Source organism: Pseudomonas sp. HP_08, assembly GCF_055284095.1.
Window position 1 is genome coordinate 153651 of the sequence record NZ_JBTOQC010000053.1, and the last position, 17156, is coordinate 170806.

The window sequence follows — 17156 nt, forward strand, 5'->3', positions numbered from 1 at the left end:
AAGGCTGCAGGCAAAGGTGGCCAGTATAAAGTGTTCACAAGGAAATAAGTCAGACCAACGCAAATGCACTTCGGTCATTGCGCATTCATATTTCTGTCATCCACAGCCGGTAGCGTGCATCAGTATTTCAGAGATCCCCGACATGCTCGCACCGGTTGCCACGCCCATGCCTGCCTTTTGTGCCCTGCTGTTCGGCCTGCGTGGCTGCCTGGTGGACTTTGGCGCGCAGGCAGACGCCACCTCTTCACACGACCTTGCAGGCAACGCGCAGCTCACGCCCGGCGCACTGGTGAATTTGCAAAGCCTGCGCCAGCAAGGCATTCCCTGTGCCTGGCTGGACGACTTGCCCGACACCGTCAGCCAGACCTTGTGCGCCCCCTTGGGCAGCCTGATCACCGCCACCTCGCGCAGCCCGGTGCAATGGCCTGCGCCGGATGCCTGCTGGCTGGCGCTGATGGCACTGAAGGTCGACAAGCTTGAAGGCTGCGTGCTGGTCAGCGGCGAGCCGCGCCTGTTGCAATCGGGCCTCAATGCCGGGTTGTGGACCATCGGCCTGGCCTCGTGCGGGCCGTTGTGCGGCTTGTCGCCGGCACAATGGCAGGCGCTGGACGGCATGGAACGCGAACGCCTGCGCGCCCAGGCAACCCTGCAACTGTACGCATTGGGCGCCCATTCGGTGATCGATCATCTGGGCGAGCTGGAGTCGTGCCTGGCCGATATCAGCCTGCGGCGCAGCAAGGGCGAAAAACCCTGACCCCGGTCAGAAGCAGGATCCTCTGCGATGGAGTAGTCTTACAAGCATCACGGACCTTTCGTCTGTTGGCGCAGTCCATGACAAAGACTTATCGATCAAGGAGCACCTCATGCCTGCCCGCGAACTGCAAGAACAACTCAACGCCCTGCGCGAGCAACTGGAGCAGAATCCGCCGCTGCTTGAAGAAGAGCGTGTTCATCTACGAGAGCTCGCGCAACAAATTGAAACTAAAATAGAGCTGGAAAACCTCACTCAAGAGCAGGACTCCAGCTTGTCCGATGGGGTCAACCTGGCGGTCGAACGCTTCGAGGTTGAACACCCCGGTATTGCAGCGACCTTGCGCAATATCGTCAACACGCTGGGCAGCATGGGCATCTGATCTTTCTGCCCAACGCACAAAAAGGCCCGTCATCTGACAGGCCTTTTTTTATGCGCGCAGGCTTATTTTTTATGCGCAGGCTTACTGGCGCGCCAGACGTCCGTTAGTCACCTGCAGCATTTCAGTACTGCGATAAGGGTTGATGTCCAGCCCGCCCCGACGCACATAACGCGCATAGACGGTGAGCGACTGCGGCTTGAGCAGACGCTGCAAGTCAAGAAAGATGCGCTCTACGCATTGCTCGTGGAAATCGGAGTGCTGGCGGAAGCTGACGATGTAGGCCAGCAGGCTGGCATGATCCAGCGCCGCGCCACGGTACTCGACCACCACGCTGCCCCAGTCGGGCTGGCGGGTGACCGGGCAGTTGGACTTGAGCAAATGGGTGTGCAGGCTCTCTTCGACCACACGCGAGGGGTCGCACTGCAACAGCTCGGGACGCGGGTGATCGTAGCTGCTGACCTCGATCTCCAGTTCGTCGATGCAGACGCCCGGCAAAGCGGCCACGCCTTGCGCCTCGACTTCATTGAGGCTGCGGATGATCACACCGACCGGTTTACCGGCTGCGGCGGACAAATCGCTGATCAGGACGTCCTGCAACTGCTCACGGCTGGCGTACATGCTCTGGTTGAGGGAGTTGAGGTACAGCTTGAACGACTTCGACTCGATGATATTCGGCGAGTCGGCCGGGACGCTGAACTCGGCGATGGCCACCACCGGCTTGCCCGACGGCAGCAGCCAGGACAGCTCGTAGCAGTTCCAGACATCGACACCCTGATACGGCAAGGTCTGCGCGGTCAGCCCCAGTTCGGCCCATTTCGCGGCGCGCGGAATCGGAAACAACAGCGAAGGCGTGTAGGTGCAAATGTACTCACTGGACTTGCCCAGTGGCGAGTGTTCGGCGGCGGGATGCATGGTGATACCTGGACTTCAAGAATTAACCCGGCAAGTCTATCGGGTTTGCGCGCAGCTTTCAGCCAGGGCCGATCAGCATTACATCGCTGTAAGCTTGCGCCATTATGTGCAGCAACACGTTATAAAGCCCTTTTGCGACACAGCCTGAGCCCTTAATGAAACTACTGATCGTCGAAGATCAACCCAAGACTGGCCATTATCTGTGCCAGGGGCTGAGCGAGGCCGGCTTCGACAGTGAGCTGGCAAGCGACGGCACCACCGGCTTGCAACGCGCCTTGAGTGGCGAACATGCGCTGCTGATTCTCGATGTCATGCTGCCCGGCTTGAGCGGCTGGCAGATTCTTGAGCAGGTGCGCCTTGCAGGCTTGCCGACGCCGGTGCTGTTTCTGACTGCACGCGATGCCATCGAAGACCGCGTGCATGGCCTGGAACTGGGCGCCGATGATTATCTGGTTAAGCCGTTTGCCTTTGCCGAACTGCTCGCCCGCGTTCGTACACTGTTGCGGCGCCTCAATGTTCAGCCGGACACCCAGTTGCAACTGGGCGAGCTGCGCCTGGATTTGCTGCAACGCAAGGTCGAGCGCGCAGGCAAGCGCCTGGACCTGACGACCAAGGAGTTTGCCCTGCTGGAACTGCTGCTGCGCCGCCACGGCGAAGTGCTACCCAAATCGCTGATTGCCGCACAGGTCTGGGACATGCATTTCGACAGCGACACCAACGTCATCGAAGTGGCGATCCGCCGCCTGCGCATGAAGATCGACGATGACTTTGCGCTAAAACTGATCCACACCGTGCGCGGTATGGGCTACGTGTTGCAGGAGCAGGCGCCATGAGGCTGTCGTTGCGCAGCCGCCTGGCGTTGCTGTTCGCGGGCTGCACGGCGGCGGTTTCATTGATTGCCGGGCTGCTGTTCAGCCAGGCCAGCGCCAGCCACTTCATCGAGCTGGACCAGCAACTGTTCGACAGCCAACTGGCCAGCCTGCGCAGCAGCCTGCACGGTGTGGACAGCCTCGAGGCGTTCAGGGCACGCCAGACGCCCTTGAACCAGCCCGGGCATTCGGCGGACCTGATGCTGCGCCTGACCGATGCGCGGAACAATCTGTGGTTCGACAACACTCCCGCCCTGCCCGCCGCGCTGCACACGGCGGGCTTGCAGACCTTCAGCGACGCACGCGGCGACTATCGGCTCTTCACCGCCCGCCTGTACCCGGAACAAGCGAACTCGCCGATCATCACGCTGGTGCTCGATATCACCCACCATCAGCATTTTCTGCAACGCATGCAGCACCTGATCTGGCTGACCGTCGGCCTGTGCGCCCTGGCCACCGCGCTGCTCGGGGCCTGGGCCACGCGCAGCGGGCTACGGCCGCTGCAACGCATGAGCACGGTGGCGGCCGGCGTTTCGGCCAGCTCGCTGACCACGCGCCTGCCCGAACATGAAATGCCCGCCGAACTGGCCGAGCTGACCCGCGCCTTCAATGCCATGCTCACTCGCCTGGACGAAGGCTTTCAGCGCCTGTCGGCGTTCAGTGCCGACATTGCTCACGAGTTGCGCACGCCACTGTCGAACCTGCTGACCCAGACCCAGGTGATCCTTACCCGGCCGCGCTCGCTGGAGCAATACCGCGAAGCGCTGCTAGGCAATCTGGAAGAGCTGCAAGGCCTGGCGCAGATGGTCAATGACATGCTCCTGCTGGCCAAGGCCGAACAAGGCTTGCTGGCGCCTGCGCGTGACACCTTGTGCCTTGAAGATGAAGTCGACGCGGTGCTGGAGTATTTCACCCCGCTGGCCGACGACGCCGGCATTGCCCTGCAGCGCGAGGGCCAGGCGCAGGTGCGCGGGGATCGGGCGCTGTTGCGTCGGGTGCTTTCGAACCTGCTGGACAATGCGCTGCGCTATACACCGGCGGGCGGCCAGTTGCGGGTGACGCTGCAAGCGCTGGCCGAAGGCGTGCAACTGAGCGTGGAGAATCCCGGCCAGACGCTGGAGCCGTATGTGCTACCGCGTCTGTTTGATCGCTTTTACCGGGCCGACCCGGCCAGGGCCGATAGCCAGACCCATGCCGGGCTGGGGCTGGCGATCAGTCGCTCGATCATCCAGGCCCACGGCGGCACGATTCACTGCGAGTCGGCCGCCGGGCTGACCCGCTTTGTGATCCACCTGCCCGGTTGAGCGGTTACTCGTAGCGCAAGGCGTGCGCCGGCTGGATCTGGGCGGCGCGCCAGGCCGGATAGATGGTTGCCAGAAAGCTGAGCACAAAACCGGCACCGCAGATCAGCAGCACATCACCGGCTTGCAGCTCCGAGGGCAGGTTGCTGATGAAGTACACATCGGCACTGAACACGTGCTGGCCACTGACGCGCTCGAACCAGCCGACCAGCGCGCTGACGTTCAGCGCGGCAATCACACCCAGCACGCCGCCGATCAAGGTACCGACCACGCCGATCAGCGAGCCCTGAACGATGAAGATGCCCATGATCTGCCGAGGCGTGGCGCCGATGGTGCGCAGGATCGCGATGTCGGCGCCCTTGTCGTTGACCACCATGATCAGCGTGGCAATGATGTTGAACGCCGCCACGGCGACGATCATCAGCAGCAACAGGCCAATCATGGTCTTTTCCATTTTCATGGCGCTGAACAGGCTGCCCTGGGTATGGGTCCAGTCATCGGCGCGGTAGCCCTGGCCCAGTCCGCTGGCAATGTCGGTCGAGACCTTGGGCGCCTGGTACAGGTCTTTCAGCGCCAGACGCACGCCCTGCACTTGCCCCGGCTGCCAGCGCTGCATCTGCCCGGCGTCGCTGATATGCATCAGCGCCATGGAACCGTCCAGCTCGGCGCCGACCTTGAACAGCCCGACCACGGTCAGGCGTTGCAGGCGCGGGGTGATACCGCCGGGCGCGTTGCTGATTTCCGGCACGATCAGGGTCAGTGCATCGCCGACATTCACGCGAAAACGCCGGGCGGTGATCTCGCCCAGCACCACGCCGAACTCACCGGGCTTGAGGCTTTCCAGGCTGCCACGGGTGATGTGCTGTGTAACGATCGAGACTTCATGCTCACGCGCAGGATCGATACCGCTGACCTGGATCGGCTGCATCGAGCCGCGATAGGAGAGCATGCCTTCCATCTCGGTCAGCGGCGCGGCGGCCACCACTTGCGGATTGCGCAAGGCGGCATCGGCAACTTTCTGCCAGTCATCCACCGGCTTGACGCCGAGAATGGCGGCGTGCGGGACCATGCCGAGAATGCGCGAGCTCATTTCACGCTGGAAGCCGTTCATCACCGACAGCACCACGATCATGGCCAGCACACCCAGCGCCAGGCCGATCATCGACGTCATGGAGATGAACGAGATAAAGTTCTTGCGGCGCTTGGCCCGGGTGTAGCGGGCGCCGATGAAGATGGATAAGGGTCGGAACATTCGCAGGGCACCTTGGCAAAAAGATCGGCCCGCACGCCTTGATGGCGCTCCGGGCCGGATGAATCAGACGGCGACCAGACGCCCGTCTTCCAGGCTCAGGACACGGTCCATTTGCCTGGCCAGATTCAGATCGTGGGTGACCACCAGAAACGCGGTGCGCGACGAGGTACTAAGCTCGCGCATCAGGTCCTGAATGCCTTGTGCGGTGTGATGATCGAGGTTGCCGGTCGGCTCATCGAGCATCACCAGCCCCGGCTCGTTGACCAGCGCGCGGGCAATGGCCACGCGCTGGCGCTCGCCACCGGACAGTTCGGCCGGTTTGTGCGCCAGGCGATGGCCCAGGCCAACCCGCTCAAGCAAAACGGTAGCCCGCTTGCGCGCCTCGGGGATCGGCGTCTTGCCGATCAGCAAGGGCATGCAGACGTTTTCCAGCGCGGTGAACTCAGGCAACAGATGGTGGAACTGGTAGACAAAACCCAGCGCCCGGTTGCGCAGCAGGCCACGGGCCTTCTCGTTCAGCGCCGACAGTTGCTCGCCAGCCAGCCAGACACTGCCTTCGGACGGCGTATCCAGACCGCCCAGCAGGTTGAGCAAGGTGCTCTTGCCGGAACCGGAACTGCCGACGATGGCCACCCGCTCACCGGGGAACAGCTCCAGTTGCAGGTTGGACAGCACCACGACCGACTCCGGGCCCTCCTCGTAGGATTTACCCAGGTTGCGGCAACTCAATACGGCTTTATCAGACATGCCCGACTCACTCATAACGTAACGCCTCTGCCGGCTGGGTACGCGCTGCGCGCCAGGCCGGGTACAGGGTGGCGAAGAAACTCAAAACCAATGCGGCGCCGCAGACCTGCAACACATCCTGGGCCATCAGTTGCGAAGGCAGGTAGTCGATGAAATAGACATCCGCATTGAGAAACTTGTGGCCGATCAGGCCCTCGAGGGCGGCAATCGCGCTGCTGACATTGAGCGCGGCCAGAATACCGACACCGGCGCCGATCAGCGTACCGACCACGCCGATCACCGTGCCCTGGACCATGAAGATCGCCATGATCTGCCCCGGCGTGGCGCCCAGTGTGCGCAGGATAGCGATATCGCCCTTCTTGTCGTTGACCACCATCACCAGCGTGGAAATGATGTTGAACGCCGCCACCGCGACGATCAGCAACAGCAGCAGGCCGATCATGGATTTCTCCATGCGGATGGCCTGGTACAGGTTGCCGTGGGTGCGCATCCAGTCACGCGACCAATAGTGGTCGCTGCCCAGTTGCTGGGCGATTTCCCAGGAAGTACGCGGCGCCTGGAACAGGTCGTCGAACTTCAGGCGCAAGCCCTGAACCTGATCGGGCTGCCAGCGACGCAGGCGCCCCAGGTCCTCGATATTGGTCAGGCCCAGATAGCCGTCGATTTCACCGGCGCCCACATGAAAGATGCCGACCACGGTGAAGCGCTTCATGCGCGGGAACATGCCGGCCGGCGTAACCGCCACTTCCGGCGCGACGAAGGTCAGTTTGTCGCCGACGGCAACGCCCAGTTTCGCCGCCGCCTTGTCGCCGATCATGATGCCGAATTCGCCCGGCGCCAGCGCCTTCAGCGCGCCCTGGCGAATGAATTGATCGATGATCGAAACCTTGCTCTCCTGGGCCGGGTCAATACCATTGAGCAGCACCTTTTGTACGGTGCCGGCATGACTAAGCAGGCCCTGCATCTGGGTAAACGGCGCAACGGCCAGCACACCGGCATGGCTGCTGACCTTTTCAGCCAGGGCCGGCCAGTTGCGGATCGGCTCGTCGGACTCAAGGGTGGCATGCGGCACCATGCCCAGCACGCGGGTGCGCATCTCATGATCGAAGCCGTTCATGACCGACAGCACCACGATCATCACCACCACGCCAAGGGCCAGGCCGATGATCGAGGTCAGGGAAATGAAGGAGACAAAATGATTACGCCGCTTGGCACGGGTATAACGCGTGCCGATGAAAGCAAAAAGAGGTCTGAACATGTAAGGAATTGTTCGCAGGAATGGGACATCCGTGTGGCGGGCCGAAACGCTCGGCCTTACACTCGAAGCTCTCTGACCACAGCCGTTAGCACGGGTTCGCCATGTCGACATTAGATGAAGAAAGACGCCGCGAATACTACCGTATCGAGGACAGCGTCGCACTGGAAATTAACCCCCTCACGGAGGCTGCCAGCTGCGCGATGCCGCATATTACGGTGTTGTTCCAGTTGCTCAGCGAGCTGCATGTCAGCGAGTTCGAGTCCCAACATCTACTGCGCCAGCTCGACGAGCGCGACCGGGTGCTCAACAGTTTTCTCAAGACCCTGAGCAAGCGCATCGACCTGCTCGGCCAGGTCGTGGCCCACACCGCACTGGGCGAACTGGGCGCCCCGCAGCCGGTTTTACTCTCCGAAGCCGGCGTGCAGTTTCACGCGGCCCAGCCCTATAGCCCGGACTCGCATCTGTCGCTCAAAATGGTATTAATGCCACAAGCCGCCGGCATGATGCTGCAGGCCCGGGTCGTGAGCTGTGAGGCCCGTGGCGAGGACGATTACGAAATCGATACAGAATTTGTCGACCTGCCCGATGCGCAGCGTCAGCTGCTGGCCCGCCATGTGCTGCAACGCCAGGCGCAGCAACGCCGCCTGGCACGCGAGCAGCCCGAGCCCTGACCCGCGTTCTAACCCAAGGAGTATTTGTGACCCTGATCTACGGCCACCGCGGCGCCAAAGGCGAAGCACCGGAAAACACCCTCACCAGCTTCCAGCAATGCCTGCAACACGGCGTGCGCCGCTGCGAGCTGGACCTGCACCTGTCACGTGACGGCGAGCTGATGGTCATTCACGACCCGACCCTCAAGCGCACCACCCAGCGCGGCGGCAAGGTCAACGAGCATCTGGCACAGGACCTGGTGACCTATGACGCCCGCCACGGCGGTCCTGGCTGGGCACAGCCGTGCCCGATCCCGACGCTGGAAACCCTGTTCGAGCAGTGCGATTTCGATCACTGGCAACTGGAAGTCAAGAGCGCCTCACGCACCCGCGCCGCCAACACCGTGCTGGCGATTCGTGAACTGGTGCAGCGCCATGGCTTGCTCGACAAGGTCACCATCACCTCCAGCTCCCGCGAAGTGCTGCGCGCGGCACTGGAACTGACGCCGGACATTTCGCGCGGCCTGGTGGCCGAATACGCCTGGCTGGACCCTTTGAAGGTCGCACAGGGTTATGGCTGCGAGATTCTGGCGCTGAACTGGACGCTGTGTACCCCCGAGCGCCTGATCAAGGCCCAGCGCCAGGGGTTGCACGTGTCGGTATGGACGGTCAACGAACCGGCGCTGATGCGCAGGCTCGCTGACTTCGGCGTAGACAGCCTGATTACAGACTTTCCCGGTTTGGCCACCGCCACCCTCGGGAATCGCTGAAACCGGTATCCCCGGCCGGCTCAGGCCACCGGCCGGAGCCGCTCAAAAAAGCCGGTTGAGCCCGTCGTAGGCCGCCACCCGATAGGCTTCGGCCATGGTCGGGTAGTTGAAGGTGGTGTTGACGAAATACTTGAGGGTATTGGCTTCACCCGGCTGGTTCATGATCGCCTGGCCGATGTGTACGATCTCCGAAGCCTGGTCGCCGAAGCAATGCACGCCCAGCACTTCCAGGGTTTCGCGGTGAAAGAGGATCTTCAGCATGCCGACCCGCTCGCCGGAAATCTGCGCCCGCGCCATGCCTTTGAAGAACGCCTTGCCCACCTCGTACGGCACCTTGGCCTCGGTCAGCTCGCTTTCGTTCTTGCCGATCGAGCTGATCTCCGGAATCGTGTAGATGCCGGTCGGCACATCGTTGACATAGCGCCAGCTGCCGTTCTCGACCACGCTGCCGGCCGCCGAACGCCCCTGGTCGTAAGCGGCACTGGCCAGGCTCGGCCAGCCGATTACATCGCCTGCACCGTAGATATTGCCCAGCTTGGTGCGATAGCTTTCATCGACTTCGATCTGCCCACGGCCATTGGCCTTCAGGCCGATGTTTTCCAGGCCCAGCTTGTCGGTGTTACCGGTGCGGCCGTTGCACCAGAGCAAGGCATCGGCCTTGATCTTCTTGCCCGACTTGAGGTGCAGGACAACGCCGTTTTCCAGGCCTTCGACCCGCTCGTACTCTTCGTTGTGGCGCACCATCACGTTGTTGTTGCTGAAGTGATAGCTCAGCGCCTGCGAGATTTCCTTGTCGAGGAAGCTCAGCAACTGATCGCGGTTGTCCACCAGCTCGACCAGTACGCCCAGGCCGCTGAAGATCGAAGCGTATTCGCAACCGATCACGCCGGCGCCATAGATGATCAGTTTGCGCGGGGTGTGGCTCAGGCTGAGGATGGTGTCGCTGTCGTAGATACGCTTGTGCGAGAAGTCGATATCGGAGGGGCGATAAGGCCGCGAACCGGTGGCAATGATGATCTGGCTGGCAACCAGCTTTTCGACCACGCCATTGGCGCAGACCACATTGATACTGTTTTCGTCGGCAAAGCTGCCGGTGCCGAAGAACACATCGACCCGGTTACGGGCGTAATAACTGGTGCGCGACGCCACTTGCTTGGAAATGACGATTTCGGCGTTTTTCAGCACATCGGGAAACGAGAACCAGCGTGGCTCGCCGATGGCGCGGAACATCGGGTTGGTGTTGAACTGGATGATCTGCTTGACCGAGTGACGCAGTGCCTTGGAAGGGATGGTGCCCAGGTGGGTGCAGTTGCCGCCGACCTGGCGACGGCTGTCGACCATCGCCACCTTGCGTCCCGCTTTGGCAGCGTTCATCGCTGCGCCTTCCCCGGCAGGACCGGACCCCAATACCACGACATCGTAGTTGTAGACAGCCATGCGTACTCCTATAGAACAGGCCGAGGCGCCACTCTGGCATCTCTGGCTAAATCACGCGGCGCAGTCTAGCGCTGCGTCGAAGCGGGGAACATTACCCCTTGGTCGTGTTGAAGGCCAATTTTTCTCCTGAAAACGCTCCCGGCGTCTGCCTGGCGAACCTGAACAAACCTTGAACCACTTGCCCTTCCCTGCCGCAACCGCTCTGCAACGGTTGTCTCCGTCATTCTTTAAACATACTGTTACAAATAGCCCCGCATCCGGGCGAAGACCCGGAGTGCTGCCCGTGCAGCCAGCAGACTGACCAGAAACCCACGATAATCAGCCCGAAGAGTCAGCCAAATGACCTCAACAACAAGTAAAGGCAAGGCGATATTTCGCGTTGTCAGCGGCAACTTCCTCGAGATGTTCGACTTCATGGTCTACGGCTTTTACGCCACGGCCATCGCCAAGACCTTCTTCCCCGCCGACAGTGCATTCGCTTCATTGATGCTGTCGCTGGCCACCTTCGGCGCAGGCTTTCTGATGCGCCCGCTGGGCGCGATCTTTCTCGGCGCCTACATCGACCGTCACGGTCGCCGTCAGGGCTTGTTGATCACCCTGGCGCTGATGGCCATGGGCACCCTGCTGATCGCCTGCGTGCCGAGCTACGCCAGCATTGGCCTGGCCGCACCGCTGCTGGTGCTGCTCGGACGCTTGCTGCAAGGCTTCTCGGCCGGCGTGGAACTGGGCGGCGTCTCGGTCTACCTGGCAGAGATCGCCACACCGGGGCGCAAAGGCTTTTTCGTCAGTTGGCAATCGGCCAGCCAACAGGCCGCCGTGGTCTTCGCAGGCCTGCTGGGCGTGGCCCTCAACCACTGGCTGAGCCCGCAGCAGATGGGCGACTGGGGCTGGCGCCTGCCGTTTTTCATCGGCTGCATGATCGTACCGGCGCTGTTCATCATTCGCCGCTCGCTGGAAGAATCGCCGGAGTTCGAGGCCCGCAAGCACCGCCCGACCCTGAGCGAAGTGCTGCGTTCGATCCGGCAGAACTTCGGCCTGGTCATCGCCGGCATGGCGCTGGTCGTGATGACCACGGTGTCGTTCTATCTGATCACCGCCTACACCCCGACCTTCGGCAAGAACGAACTGAACCTGTCGGACCTGGAAAGCCTGCTGGTGACGGTGTGCGTGGGGGTTTCCAACTTTATCTGGCTGCCCTTGATGGGCGCCGTGTCCGACCGCATCGGCCGCAAGCCGCTGCTGATCGGTGCGACAGTGCTGGCCATTGCCACCGCCTACCCGGCCCTGTCGTGGCTGGTCGCGCACCCAAGCTTCAGCCATCTGCTGATGGTCGAGCTGTGGCTGTCGTTCCTGTATGGCTCGTATAACGGCGCCATGGTCGTGGCCCTGACTGAAATCATGCCGGTCGATGTGCGCACCACCGGCTTCTCGCTGGCCTATAGCCTGGCCACCGCGACCTTCGGCGGCTTTACGCCTGCGGCCTGCACCTACCTGATCCACGCCCTGGACAACAAGGCAGCGCCCGGCATCTGGCTGACCGCCGCCGCCATCATGGGACTTCTGGCGACGCTGTTCCTGTTCAGGAACAGCGCAGAGGCAAGCGGCAAGCTTCAAGCGGCAAGTTAAAAGCGGTAGGCCTGAAATCTGCGCATAAAAAAACGGGTCGACTAATCGACCCGTTTTTTCTTGCAGCCTGCAGCTAAAAGCTTACCGCTGTCGTTACGCAGGGAAGGCTGGTGGGTTGACGCCCGCCATGTCTTCCATGACGCGGACAACCTGGCAGCTGTAACCGAATTCGTTGTCGTACCAGACATACAAGACAACGCGGTTATCGTTGGCAATGGTCGCTTCGGCGTCGACGACACCGGCGTGACGGGAGCCGACGAAGTCGGTCGATACCACTTCTTGCGAGCTGACGTAGTCGATCTGCTTGTGCAGGTCCGAATACAGCGCGATGTCGCGCAGGTATTCGTTGATCTCTTCGCGAGTCGTGGCTTTTTCCAGGTTCAGGTTCAGGATCGCCATCGACACGTTCGGCGTCGGCACGCGAATCGCGTTGCCGGTCAGCTTGCCGGCCAGTTCAGGCAGGGCCTTGGCGGCAGCGGTGGCAGCACCGGTCTCGGTGATGACCATGTTCAGCGCGGCGCTACGGCCACGACGCGAACCCTTGTGGAAGTTGTCGATCAGGTTCTGGTCGTTGGTGTACGAGTGAACGGTTTCGACGTGACCATTGATGATGCCGTACTTGTCGTTGACAGCCTTGAGCACCGGCACGATGGCGTTGGTGGTGCAGGAAGCGGCCGAAACGATCTTGTCGTCATCGGTGATCTGGCCATGGTTGATGCCGTGAACGATGTTCTTCAGCTTGCCCTTGCCAGGTGCGGTCAGGACCACACGACCGACACCCGGGCAGGCCAGATGCTGGCCCAGGCCGTCGGCATCGCGCCATACGCCGGTGTTGTCCACCAGCAGCGCGTTCTGGATGCCGTACTGGGTGTAATCCACCTCGGTCGGGTTCTTGGCATAAATGATCTGGATCAGGTTGCCGTTGGCGGTCAGGGTGTTGTTGGCTTCATCAATGGTGATGGTGCCATCGAACGGGCCGTGTACCGAGTCGCGGCGCAGCAGGCTGGCACGCTTGACCAGGTCGTTCTCGGCGCCCTTGCGGACCACGATTGCACGCAGGCGCAGGCCGTCGCCACCACCGGTCTTCTCGACCAGGATGCGCGCCAGCAGGCGACCGATACGGCCAAAACCGTAGAGCACGACGTCGGTGCCCTTGCGCTCCGAAGTCTTCTGTTGGCCCACTACACTGGCCAGCTCTTCACGCACGAACTGCTCGGCGTTGCGGCCATTGCCTTCGGTCTTGAACTTGACCGCCAGACGGCCCAGGTCCACGGAAGCGGCGCCCAGCTTGAGCTCGCTCATGGCCTTGAGCAGCGGGAAAGTTTCGTGCACCGACAGCTCGCTCGCATCGGCCTGGCGATGACGGGCAAAACGGTGGGCTTTGAGAATCGCGATGACTGAACGGTTGATCAGGCTGCGGCCGTAGATCGAGGAGACCACATTGTTATTGCGGTACAGCTGGCCGATAAGCGGGATCATAGCTTCGGCGAGGGCTTCACGATCGATCCATTCACCAAGACACTGGTCGGGCTTCTGAGTCACGGGAACCTTCCACATGTAGGGGCAGAAAAAAGGGGCTACATTATGACCGGACCAGTGTTTCTGAGCAATGCACGGCGATCAGATGTTTTGGCACTACATAAATTCCGGCGGCAAAATCAGCCAATGGCGCTGGAAAACTGACAGCTACCGCCTTCGCCCGTTACAATCGCCAGCCCTGTCGCACTGCCTGGAGTCCGACCTTCCGTGCCTGTCCTGCGTCTACCGCATCTGCCTGCCGCTGCCGGCAAACAACACTGGGGCAATCTGCCCGGTGCCGCCCTGAGCCTGGCCATCGCCGAGGCTGCCAATGCCGCCCGGCGTTTCACCCTGCTGTTGACTGCCGACAGCCAGGGCGCCGAACGCCTGGAGCAAGAGCTCAAGTTCTTTGCCCCGGATTTGCCGGTGCTGCATTTCCCCGATTGGGAAACGCTGCCCTACGACCTGTTCTCGCCGCATCAGGACATTATTTCCCAGCGCATCGCCAGCCTTTACCGCCTGCCGGAGCTGAGCCACGGCGTGCTGGTGGTGCCGATCACCACCGCCCTGCACCGCCTGGCACCGACTTCGTTCCTGCTCGGCAGCAGCCTGGTGCTCGACGTTGGCCAGAAGCTCGATGTCGAGGCCATGCGCACCCGCCTTGAAGCCAGCGGCTACCGTTATGTCGACACGGTCTACGAGCATGGCGAATTCACCGTGCGCGGCGCGCTGATCGATCTGTTCCCGATGGGCAGCAAGGTGCCGTACCGCATCGACCTGTTCGACGACGAGATCGAAACCCTGCGCACCTTCGACCCGGACACCCAGCGCTCCATCGACAAGGTCGATTCGGTGCGCCTGCTGCCGGCCAAGGAATTCCCGCTGCATAAAGATGAAGTCGTGCGCTTCAAGGCGCGCTTTCGCGAGCGCTTCGATGTCGACTTTCGCCGCAGCCCGATCTTTCAGGACTTGAACAGCGGCATCACGCCGGCCGGCATCGAGTACTACATTCCGCTGTTCTTCGAACAGACCTCGACCCTGTTCGATTACCTGCCACAAGACACCCAGGTGTTTTCCCTGCCCGGTATCGAGCAAGCGGCAGAGAACTTCTGGAACGATGTGCGCAACCGTTATGAAGATCGCCGCGGCGACCTGTCGCGGCCCTTGCTGCCGCCAGCAGAATTGTTTCTGCCGGTCGAAGACTGCTTTGCGCGCCTGAAAAGCTGCCCGCGCGTCGTGGTCAGCCAGCAGGACGTCGAGGCCGGCGTCGGCCGCGAGCGCTTCCCGGCCCAGCCGCTGCCGAACCTGGCCATCGAGGCCAAGGCCAACCAGCCACTGGCGGCGCTGTCGAACTTTCTCGACCAGTTCCCGGGCCGGGTGCTGTTCACCGCCGAATCCGCCGGCCGCCGTGAAGTGCTGCTCGAATTGCTCGAACGCCTGAAGCTGCGGCCGAAAACCGTCGACAGCTGGCAGGATTTCGTCGACGGCAAGGACCGTCTGGCGATCACCATTGCGCCACTCGACGAAGGCCTGGTGCTCGACCAGCCGTCGCTGGCGCTGGTTGCCGAAAGCCCGTTGTTCGGCCAGCGCGTCATGCAGCGCCGGCGCCGCGAGAAGCGCACCGACCAAGGCAACAACGATGCGGTGATCAAGAACCTCACCGAGCTGCGCGAAGGCGCGCCGGTGGTGCACATCGATCACGGCGTGGGCCGTTATCAGGGCCTGGCCACGCTGGAAATCGACAATCAGGTGGCCGAGTTCCTGACCCTGGTCTATGCCGACGACGCCAAGCTGTATGTGCCGGTGGCCAACCTGCACCTGATCGCCCGCTACACCGGCAGCGACGACGAACTGGCGCCGCTGCACCGGCTGGGCTCGGAAGTCTGGCAGAAGGCCAAACGCAAGGCCGCCGAGCAGGTGCGCGATGTCGCCGCCGAACTGCTCGACATCTATGCCCGCCGCGCCGCCCGCGAAGGCTATGCCTTTGAAGACCCGAAGGCCGACTACGCGACCTTCAGCGCCGGCTTCCCGTTCGAAGAAACTCCCGACCAGCAGTCGAGCATCGATGCAGTGCGCGCCGACATGCTCGCCGCCCGGCCGATGGACCGCCTGGTGTGCGGCGACGTCGGCTTCGGCAAGACCGAAGTGGCCATGCGCGCGGCGTTCATTGCCGTGCACGGTGGACGTCAGGTCGCGGTGCTGGTGCCGACCACCCTGCTCGCCCAGCAGCACTACAACAGCTTCCGCGACCGCTTCGCCGACTGGCCGGTCAAGGTCGAGGTGATGAGCCGCTTCAAGTCGGCCAAGGAAGTCAATGCGGCGGTGGCCGACCTGGCCGAGGGCAAGCTCGACATCGTGATCGGCACGCACAAGCTGCTGCAGGATGACGTCAAGTTCAAGAACCTGGGCCTGGTGATCATCGACGAAGAACACCGCTTCGGGGTGCGCCAGAAAGAACAGCTCAAGACCCTGCGCAGCGAGGTCGACATTCTGACCCTGACCGCCACGCCGATTCCGCGCACGCTGAACATGGCGGTGTCGGGCATGCGCGACCTGTCGATCATTGCCACGCCACCGGCACGACGCCTGTCGGTGCGCACCTTTGTCATGGAGCACAACAAGCCCACGGTCAAAGAAGCGCTGTTGCGCGAACTGCTGCGCGGCGGCCAGGTGTATTACCTGCACAACGACGTCAAGACCATCGAGAAATGCGCCGCCGACCTCGCCGAACTGGTGCCCGAGGCACGCATCGGCATCGGCCACGGGCAGATGCGCGAGCGTGAACTCGAACAGGTGATGAGCGACTTCTACCACAAGCGCTTCAACGTGCTGGTGGCCTCGACCATCATCGAGACCGGCATCGATGTGCCGAGCGCCAACACCATTCTGATCGAGCGCGCCGACAAGTTCGGCCTGGCGCAGTTGCACCAGTTGCGCGGCCGCGTCGGGCGCAGTCACCACCAGGCTTATGCCTATCTGCTGACCCCGCCGCGCAAGCAGATCACCCCGGATGCCGAGAAGCGCCTGGAAGCCATCGCCAACACCCAGGACCTGGGCGCAGGCTTTGTGCTGGCCACCAACGACCTCGAAATCCGCGGCGCCGGCGAACTGCTCGGCGACGGCCAGAGCGGGCAGATTCAGGCGGTCGGCTTTACCCTGTACATGGAAATGCTCGAACGCGCGGTCAAGGCGATTCGCAAGGGCGAGCAACCCAACCTCGACCAGCCGCTGGGCGGCGGGCCGGAGATCAACCTGCGGGTGCCGGCGCTGATTCCGGAAGCCTATCTGCCGGATGTGCACACGCGGCTGATCCTCTACAAGCGTATTGCCAACGCCGCCGACGAAGAAGCGCTCAAGGATCTGCAGGTCGAGATGATCGACCGCTTTGGCTTGTTGCCCGAGCCGACCAAGAATCTGGTGCGCATCACGCAGCTGAAGCTGGTCGCCGAACAACTGGGCATCACCAAGATCGATGCCGGCCCGCAAGGCGGTCGCCTGGAGTTTGCCGCCACCACGCCGGTCGAGCCGCTGACCCTGATCAAGCTGATTCAGGGCCAGCCCAATCGCTACAAGTTCGAAGGCGCGACACTGTTCAAGTTCATGGTACCGATGGAGCGTCCCGACGAGCGCTTCAATACGATCGAGGCGCTGCTGGAGCGCCTGACCCCGAAAACTGCTTGAAG

The 17156-nt window shown here is 62.2% G+C and carries 14 protein-coding genes; 8 read left to right on the top strand and 6 right to left on the bottom strand.

Features of this window, described 5'->3' with window-relative positions; genetic code table 11:
• Positions 1-142: 142 nt before the first annotated feature.
• Positions 143-754, top strand: a complete 612-nt coding sequence (locus tag ACYAS9_RS29760) for an HAD family phosphatase (RefSeq protein ID WP_463572081.1) — start codon at positions 143-145, stop codon at positions 752-754.
• Positions 755-863: 109 nt separating this feature from the next.
• On the top strand, positions 864-1133 hold the full coding sequence (locus tag ACYAS9_RS29765; protein WP_463572082.1) for a DUF4404 family protein: 270 nt from the start codon (positions 864-866) through the stop codon (positions 1131-1133).
• 81 nt (positions 1134-1214) lie between these two features.
• Here the strand turns inward: ACYAS9_RS29765 and queF are convergent, their stop codons facing one another.
• Positions 1215-2045, bottom strand: coding sequence for an NADPH-dependent 7-cyano-7-deazaguanine reductase QueF (gene queF, locus ACYAS9_RS29770; protein ID WP_463572083.1), 831 nt, complete (start codon positions 2043-2045; stop codon positions 1215-1217).
• Between the two features lie 155 nt (positions 2046-2200).
• Here queF and ACYAS9_RS29775 point away from each other — a divergent pair, with 155 nt between their 5' ends.
• On the top strand, positions 2201-2878 hold the full coding sequence (locus ACYAS9_RS29775; RefSeq protein WP_463572084.1) for a heavy metal response regulator transcription factor: 678 nt from the start codon (positions 2201-2203) through the stop codon (positions 2876-2878).
• The gene (locus ACYAS9_RS29780; RefSeq protein WP_463572085.1) at positions 2875-4218 is read left to right on the top strand and encodes a heavy metal sensor histidine kinase; all 1344 of its coding nucleotides are present in this window, start codon (positions 2875-2877) and stop codon (positions 4216-4218) included. Before ACYAS9_RS29775 ends, ACYAS9_RS29780 begins: the two co-directional genes overlap by 4 nt.
• Before the next feature lie 4 nt (positions 4219-4222).
• On the opposite strand, the gene ACYAS9_RS29785 is transcribed toward ACYAS9_RS29780, so the two are convergent.
• The 3 genes from ACYAS9_RS29785 to ACYAS9_RS29795 all read right to left on the bottom strand — a co-directional run bounded on the left by ACYAS9_RS29785 (position 4223) and on the right by ACYAS9_RS29795 (position 7472).
• A complete protein-coding gene (locus ACYAS9_RS29785; RefSeq protein ID WP_463572086.1) occupies positions 4223-5467 on the bottom strand; it encodes a lipoprotein-releasing ABC transporter permease subunit in 1245 nt (414 codons plus the stop codon).
• Positions 5468-5530: 63 nt separating this feature from the next.
• Positions 5531-6214, bottom strand: a complete 684-nt coding sequence (lolD, locus tag ACYAS9_RS29790; protein ID WP_463572087.1) for a lipoprotein-releasing ABC transporter ATP-binding protein LolD — start codon at positions 6212-6214, stop codon at positions 5531-5533.
• 7 nt (positions 6215-6221) lie between these two features.
• Complete coding sequence (locus ACYAS9_RS29795; RefSeq protein ID WP_463572088.1) at positions 6222-7472, bottom strand: lipoprotein-releasing ABC transporter permease subunit; 1251 nt, start codon at positions 7470-7472, stop codon at positions 6222-6224.
• Between the two features lie 101 nt (positions 7473-7573).
• Between ACYAS9_RS29795 and ACYAS9_RS29800 the strand changes: the two genes are divergently transcribed.
• Together ACYAS9_RS29800 and ACYAS9_RS29805 are read left to right on the top strand one after the other, a co-directional pair.
• A complete protein-coding gene (locus ACYAS9_RS29800) occupies positions 7574-8143 on the top strand; it encodes a PilZ domain-containing protein (protein WP_463572089.1) in 570 nt (189 codons plus the stop codon).
• Positions 8144-8169: 26 nt separating this feature from the next.
• Positions 8170-8892 (top strand): glycerophosphodiester phosphodiesterase, encoded by a 723-nt coding sequence (locus tag ACYAS9_RS29805; RefSeq protein WP_463572090.1) that lies wholly within the window; start codon positions 8170-8172, stop codon positions 8890-8892.
• Positions 8893-8934: 42 nt separating this feature from the next.
• Here the strand turns inward: ACYAS9_RS29805 and sthA are convergent, their stop codons facing one another.
• Positions 8935-10329, bottom strand: coding sequence for a Si-specific NAD(P)(+) transhydrogenase (gene sthA, locus ACYAS9_RS29810; protein ID WP_463572091.1), 1395 nt, complete (start codon positions 10327-10329; stop codon positions 8935-8937).
• A gap of 339 nt (positions 10330-10668) precedes the next feature.
• On the opposite strand from sthA, the gene tcuC reads away from it, so the two are divergent.
• The gene (tcuC, locus tag ACYAS9_RS29815; RefSeq protein ID WP_463572092.1) at positions 10669-11955 is read left to right on the top strand and encodes a tricarballylate/proton symporter TcuC; all 1287 of its coding nucleotides are present in this window, start codon (positions 10669-10671) and stop codon (positions 11953-11955) included.
• Between the two features lie 93 nt (positions 11956-12048).
• On the opposite strand, the gene ACYAS9_RS29820 is transcribed toward tcuC, so the two are convergent.
• A complete protein-coding gene (locus ACYAS9_RS29820) occupies positions 12049-13512 on the bottom strand; it encodes a glyceraldehyde-3-phosphate dehydrogenase (protein WP_463572093.1) in 1464 nt (487 codons plus the stop codon).
• A gap of 189 nt (positions 13513-13701) precedes the next feature.
• Here ACYAS9_RS29820 and mfd point away from each other — a divergent pair, with 189 nt between their 5' ends.
• Positions 13702-17154: a transcription-repair coupling factor gene (gene mfd / locus ACYAS9_RS29825; protein ID WP_463572094.1), complete on the top strand. Its 3453-nt coding sequence runs from the start codon at positions 13702-13704 to the stop codon at positions 17152-17154.
• Positions 17155-17156: the final 2 nt, after the last annotated feature.

Excerpts from the sequence above, each read along its gene's own strand:
- ACYAS9_RS29760 (WP_463572081.1), top strand. The coding sequence starts at position 143 with ATGCTCGCACCGGTTGCCACGCCCATGCCTGCCTTTTGTGCCCTGCTG.
- ACYAS9_RS29775 (WP_463572084.1), top strand. The coding sequence starts at position 2,201 with ATGAAACTACTGATCGTCGAAGATCAACCCAAGACTGGCCATTATCTG.
- lolD (WP_463572087.1), bottom strand. The coding sequence starts at position 6,214 with ATGTCTGATAAAGCCGTATTGAGTTGCCGCAACCTGGGTAAATCCTAC.
- tcuC (WP_463572092.1), top strand. The coding sequence starts at position 10,669 with ATGACCTCAACAACAAGTAAAGGCAAGGCGATATTTCGCGTTGTCAGC.
- sthA (WP_463572091.1), bottom strand. The coding sequence starts at position 10,329 with ATGGCTGTCTACAACTACGATGTCGTGGTATTGGGGTCCGGTCCTGCC.
- ACYAS9_RS29795 (WP_463572088.1), bottom strand. The coding sequence starts at position 7,472 with ATGTTCAGACCTCTTTTTGCTTTCATCGGCACGCGTTATACCCGTGCC.
- ACYAS9_RS29820 (WP_463572093.1), bottom strand. The coding sequence starts at position 13,512 with ATGTGGAAGGTTCCCGTGACTCAGAAGCCCGACCAGTGTCTTGGTGAA.
- ACYAS9_RS29780 (WP_463572085.1), top strand. The coding sequence starts at position 2,875 with ATGAGGCTGTCGTTGCGCAGCCGCCTGGCGTTGCTGTTCGCGGGCTGC.
- queF (WP_463572083.1), bottom strand. The coding sequence starts at position 2,045 with ATGCATCCCGCCGCCGAACACTCGCCACTGGGCAAGTCCAGTGAGTAC.
- ACYAS9_RS29785 (WP_463572086.1), bottom strand. The coding sequence starts at position 5,467 with ATGTTCCGACCCTTATCCATCTTCATCGGCGCCCGCTACACCCGGGCC.
- ACYAS9_RS29800 (WP_463572089.1), top strand. The coding sequence starts at position 7,574 with ATGTCGACATTAGATGAAGAAAGACGCCGCGAATACTACCGTATCGAG.
- ACYAS9_RS29765 (WP_463572082.1), top strand. The coding sequence starts at position 864 with ATGCCTGCCCGCGAACTGCAAGAACAACTCAACGCCCTGCGCGAGCAA.